General features: G+C 55.8%; 2 tRNA genes and 3 rRNA genes. All 5 read left to right on the top strand.

Annotation, left to right across the window (positions count from 1 at the left end):
* Nucleotides 1-216 precede the first annotated feature (216 nt).
* Nucleotides 217-1,752: ribosomal RNA gene (locus FOF48_RS36055) — 16S ribosomal RNA — on the top strand.
* A 210-nt stretch (nucleotides 1,753-1,962) separates the two neighbouring features.
* Nucleotides 1,963-2,039 (top strand) — tRNA-Ile (locus FOF48_RS36050).
* Between the two features lie 49 nt (nucleotides 2,040-2,088).
* A tRNA-Ala gene (locus FOF48_RS36045) sits at nucleotides 2,089-2,161 on the top strand.
* Between the two features lie 292 nt (nucleotides 2,162-2,453).
* Nucleotides 2,454-5,420 (top strand): 23S ribosomal RNA (locus FOF48_RS36040).
* 173 nt (nucleotides 5,421-5,593) lie between these two features.
* Nucleotides 5,594-5,710: ribosomal RNA gene (rrf, locus tag FOF48_RS36035) — 5S ribosomal RNA — on the top strand.
* Together the 16S, 23S and 5S rRNA genes with 2 tRNA genes alongside form the textbook arrangement of a ribosomal RNA operon.
* The last annotated feature ends 24 nt before the right edge of the window (nucleotides 5,711-5,734 follow it).

Below are 5,734 nucleotides of genomic sequence, written 5' to 3'. Positions count from 1 at the left end.
CAAAAGTCGCGAAGCAGGACAAGCGGCTCGGTCTTTGAAAACCAAATAGCAAGCCCAAGAAGTAATGGATTGCGGAAACCGCAGTCAATTTTTTGAGGGCGTCTCACTCCAAGAGCAGCGCTGAAAAGCGCAGCGAGGAGGAGATGCCGACGAATCAGCGAGCCGAGACTCCTTAGCCGGGTCTCGGGGAACGCCGGTTCAAGCAAACCAAGAATACAATTGGAGAGTTTGATCCTGGCTCAGAACGAACGCTGGCGGCGTGCCTAACACATGCAAGTCGAGCGCGAATGGGGAAACCCTAGTAGAGCGGCGCACGGGTGCGTAACACGTGGATAATCTGCCTGGATGCCTGGGATAACCAGTCGAAAGATTGGCTAATACCGGATAAGCCCACGGTCTCTTCGGAGACTGAGGGAAAAGGTGGCCTCTGTATACAAGCTATCACAACCAGATGAGTCCGCGGCCCATCAGCTAGTTGGCGGGGTAATGGCCCACCAAGGCAACGACGGGTAGCTGGTCTGAGAGGACGATCAGCCACACTGGAACTGAGACACGGTCCAGACTCCTACGGGAGGCAGCAGTGGGGAATTTTGCGCAATGGGCGAAAGCCTGACGCAGCAACGCCGCGTGTGTGATGAAGGTCTTTGGATTGTAAAGCACTTTCGACCGGGACGAAAACCCGGAGGCTAACATCCTCCGGCTTGACGGTACCGGGAGAAGAAGCACCGGCTAACTCTGTGCCAGCAGCCGCGGTAATACAGAGGGTGCAAGCGTTGTTCGGAATTATTGGGCGTAAAGCGCGTGTAGGCGGCTTTGCAAGTCGGGTGTGAAAGCCCTCAGCTCAACTGAGGAAGTGCGCCCGAAACTGCAGAGCTTGAGTGCCGGAGAGGGTGGCGGAATTCCCCAAGTAGAGGTGAAATTCGTAGATATGGGGAGGAACACCGGTGGCGAAGGCGGCCACCTGGACGGTAACTGACGCTGAGACGCGAAAGCGTGGGTAGCAAACAGGATTAGATACCCTGGTAGTCCACGCCGTAAACGATGAGAACTAGGTGTCGTGGGAGTTGACCCCCGCGGTGCCGTAGCTAACGCATTAAGTTCTCCGCCTGGGAAGTACGGTCGCAAGACTAAAACTCAAAGGAATTGACGGGGGCCCGCACAAGCGGTGGAGCATGTGGTTTAATTCGACGCAACGCGCAGAACCTTACCTGGTCTTGACATCCTCGGAATCCTTCAGAGATGAGGGAGTGCCCGCAAGGGAACCGAGAGACAGGTGCTGCATGGCTGTCGTCAGCTCGTGTCGTGAGATGTTGGGTTAAGTCCCGCAACGAGCGCAACCCTCGCCTTTAGTTGCCACGCAAGTGGATCTCTAGAGGGACTGCCGGTGTTAAACCGGAGGAAGGTGGGGATGACGTCAAGTCCTCATGGCCTTTATGACCAGGGCTACACACGTGCTACAATGGCCGGTACAGAGCGCTGCAAACCCGCGAGGGGGAGCTAATCGCAGAAAACCGGTCTCAGTTCAGATTGGAGTCTGCAACTCGACTCCATGAAGGCGGAATCGCTAGTAATCGCAGATCAGCACGCTGCGGTGAATACGTTCCCGGGCCTTGTACACACCGCCCGTCACACCATGGGAGTCGATTGCTCCAGAAGTCACCTCACCAAGAGGTGCCCAAGGAGTGCTCGGTAACTGGGGTGAAGTCGTAACAAGGTAGCCGTAGGGGAACCTGCGGCTGGATCACCTCCTTTCTAAGGAGACCGGGCATCGGGCTCACTCTTCGGAGGAGCAGGCGATGCCAGCAGCCTTCGGGCTGTCAGGTCTACTAGGTCAATGTTTCCGGTAAACAATCCATTATGAACTTCGGGCTTGCTGTTTGGTTTTGAAGGACTGAGCGAGGTTGGCTCGGCTCTTTGAGAATGAAGGACGCTGTAGGGTTCGCCGATGCTTTAGCCCCGCTTGGGCCTATAGCTCAGCTGGCTAGAGCGCGCGCCTGATAAGCGCGAGGTCGGTGGTTCAAGTCCACCTAGGCCCACCATTTTCCCTCACTGGAGGGAAGGAAGCGGGTGGTGCCGACGCGAAGAGTCGGGGCTGTAGCTCAGCTGGGAGAGCGCCAGCTTTGCAAGCTGGATGTCGTCGGTTCGAACCCGATCAGCTCCACAAGTTACCTGCGGTAAGCAGGGACGTTCTTTGACAAGTGCATACGAAGGGTAAGTTGCAATTTCTGCTGAGTGAAGTTCTCAACAGAAGTGCCGACTTCGAAATGAGTCTTACCAGGCGCCGCGAGGCAGCCGGGTGGGACGAAAGCGAAGTCTCCCACTTAAGAAGAAGCAGTGAGAATCAAGCAATAAGAAATGTCTTCCGGGCCTGCTGCGAAGAGCAGGGGTCTGGGCCTTGGTCACGAGTTTCGACAATCCGCCGGGAGGCGGGCGTGACGACAAGAGATCAGGGCAAGTAAGCTACTAAGGGCGTGCGGTGGATGCCTAGGTGCCAAGAGGCGATGAAGGACGTGGGTGGCTGCGAAAAGCTTCGGGGAGTTGCCAACCAAACGTTGATCCGGAGATGTCCGAATGGGGAAACCCAGCGCGGCGAATAGCTGCGTTACTGCAAACTGAATTCATAGGTTTGCAGAGCAAACCAGGGGAAGTGAAACATCTCAGTACCCTGAGGAAGAGAAAACAATGAGTGATTCCCAAAGTAGTGGCGAGCGAAATGGGAAGAGGCCAAACCAACGTCATGCAAATGGCGGTGGGGTAGCGGGTCCGCGGTAGGACTTTGACAGGCTAGTGGAAGCGTCCTGGAAAGACGCACCAAAGAGCGTGATAGTCGCGTACACGAAAGCCAGTTGGAGCTGAGCGGGTTACCCAAGTAAGACGGGACACGTGCAATCCTGTCTGAATCTGCCGGGACCATCCGGTAAGCCTAAATACTCCTTGGCGACCGATAGTGAACAAGTACCGCGAGGGAAAGGTGAAAAGAACCCCGGTGAGGGGAGTCAAAAGAACCTGAAACCGCATGTCTACAAGCAGTTCGAGCACTACGGCGCAAGCCAGTGCGAGAGCGTACCTTTTGCATCATGATTCGGCGACTTAATATACGTAGCGAGGCTAAGCCGATAGGTGGAGCCGGAGCGAAAGCGAGTCCGAACAGGGCGCTAAGTTGCGTGTATTATAACCCGAAGCGGGGTGATCTACACATGGCCAGGTTGAAGTGCGGGTAACACCGCATGGAGGACCGAACTCATGAAAGTTGAAAATTTCTGGGATGAGCTGTGTGTAGGGGTGAAAGGCCAATCAAACTCCGTGATAGCTGGTTCTCCCCGAAAGATATTTAGGTATCGGCTCGGGCAATTCAATGCCGGAGGTAGAGCACTGGAACGGCTAGGGGTCTCACCAGATTACCAAACCGTACCAAACTCCGAATGCCGGCAATTGTTATCCCGGGACGCAGTCAGTGGGTGATAACGTCCATTGGCAAGAGGGGAATAACCCAGACCGACAGCTAAGGCCCCCAAATCTAGTCTAAGTGAACACTAGAAAGGATGTGGCAGGTCATTGACAACCAGGAGGTTGGCTTAGAAGCAGCCATCCTTTAAAGAAAGCGTAATAGCTCACTGGTCAAGACAGGCCGCGCCGAAAATGTAACGGGGCTCAAGACTAGTGCCGAAGCTTCGGGTCACATACGTCAGGCGTATGTGGCGGTAGGGGAGCGTCCCAGTTGCAGCGAAGGTAGACCGAAAGGGCTGCTGGAGCGACTGGGAGTGCTGATGCCGAAATGAGTAGCGATAAAGGGGGTGAGAAACCCCCTCGCCGTAAACCCAAGGTTTCCTGGGTCAAGTTAATCTTCCCAGGGTTAGCCGGGTCCTAAGCCGAGGCCGAAAGGCGTAGGTGATGGCAAGCAGGTTAATATTCCTGCGCCATCTTGCAGACGTTGAACTGAGGGAGGACGGAGAAAGCTAGGCGAGCTGACCGGTGGTTGTGTCAGTCTAAAGGCGTAGGGGTGTCGCGTACGAATAAAGGCGCGGCAGTCATCCCCGAGACCCCATGGCGCCCCGCAAGGGGTAAGTCGCTGATGCTCTGCTTCCAAGAAAAGTCCCGCAGGGAGTCTGCAGGGTGTCCGTACCGCAAACCGACACAGGTGGGTGAGGAGAAAATCCTAAGGCGCTTGAGAGAACTCTCCTCCAAGGAACTAGGCAAATTTCCACCGTAACTTCGGAAGAAGGTGGGCCTCTGGTAGGTGTAGGCGTACAGCCGAAGCCGAGAGAGGTTGCAGAGAAATGGCGGTAGCGACTGTTTACCAAAAACACAGGACTCTGCGAAGGCGACAAGCCGACGTATAGGGTCTGACTCCTGCCCGGTGCTGGAAGGTTAAGGGGATTCGTCAGCCGCAAGGCGAAGCGATGATCCGAAGCCCCAGTAAACGGCGGCCGTAACTATAACGGTCCTAAGGTAGCGAAATTCCTTGTCGGGTAAGTTCCGACCTGCACGAATGGAGTAACGACTTCCGCACTGTCTCGGAGAGGGACTCAGCGAAATTGAAATAGCTGTGCCGATGCAGTTTACCCGCAGCAAGACGGAAAGACCCCGTGAACCTTTACTACAACTTGACAGTGACACTAGGGATTGACTGTGTAGGATAGGTGGGAGCCTTTGAAGCCGGGCCGCTAGGTTCGGTGGAGGCAACGGTGAAATACCACCCTGTTGATTTCTGGTGTCTAACCATGTCTCGTCAGCCGGGACTGGGACACTGTCTGGTGGGTAGTTTGACTGGGGCGGTCGCCTCCCAAAAAGTAACGGAGGCGCGCGATGGTTCCCTCAGCCCGATTGGAAACCGGGCGTCGAGTGCAATGGCATAAGGGAGCTTGACTGCGAGACCGACAGGTCGAGCAGGTGCGAAAGCAGGTCATAGTGATCCGGTGGTCCTGAATGGAAGGGCCATCGCTCAACGGATAAAAGGTACTCCGGGGATAACAGGCTTATCTCCCCCAAGAGTTCACATCGACGGGGAGGTTTGGCACCTCGATGTCGGCTCATCGCATCCTGGGGCTGGAGCAGGTCCCAAGGGTTTGGCTGTTCGCCAATTAAAGCGGTACGCGAGCTGGGTTCAAAACGTCGTGAGACAGTTTGGTCCCTATCTGCTGTGGGCGTAGGATACTTGAGAGGCTCTGACCTTAGTACGAGAGGACCGGGTTGGAGGCACCGCTGGTGTACCAGTTGTCTCGCCAGAGGCATCGCTGGGTAGCCATGTGCCGATTGGATAACCGCTGAAAGCATCTAAGCGGGAAACCGACCTCAAGACCAGGTATCCCGGGCGCAAGCCCCTGAAGACTCGTGGAAGACTACCACGTTGATAGGCTGGGTGTGTAAGCGCGGTAACGCGTTAAGCTAACCAGTACTAATAAGTCGAGCGGCTTACTTCCCCCCTTCTCTTGCATGCCCCCACGCGGGGAGTAAGGGACTCGGGGCCAAGGCCGAGGCCAGGACGCCACTAGCGCGTCCGCCCGGAAGACAGCTATTTTCACTCTTCTTCAGAAGAGGCTTCATTCAAGCAGAAGCTTGCAACTTACCCTTCGTATGCACCGTCAATCGCTTTTCCGGTGGCAATGTCGGAGGGGTCACACCCGTTCCCATCCCGAACACGGAAGTTAAGCCCTCCAGAGCCGATGGTACTCCGCGGGAAACCGCGTGGGAGAGTAGGTCGCTGCCGGATTCTTTTTGAAAGCCCCTGGTGCCT

Source organism: Corallococcus sp. Z5C101001 (assembly GCF_007352635.1).
Classification (GTDB): Bacteria; Myxococcota; Myxococcia; order Myxococcales; family Myxococcaceae; genus Corallococcus; species Corallococcus silvisoli.
The sequence above is the reverse complement of the archived record's forward strand: the minus strand, read 5'-3'. Positions and strand labels throughout refer to the sequence as shown.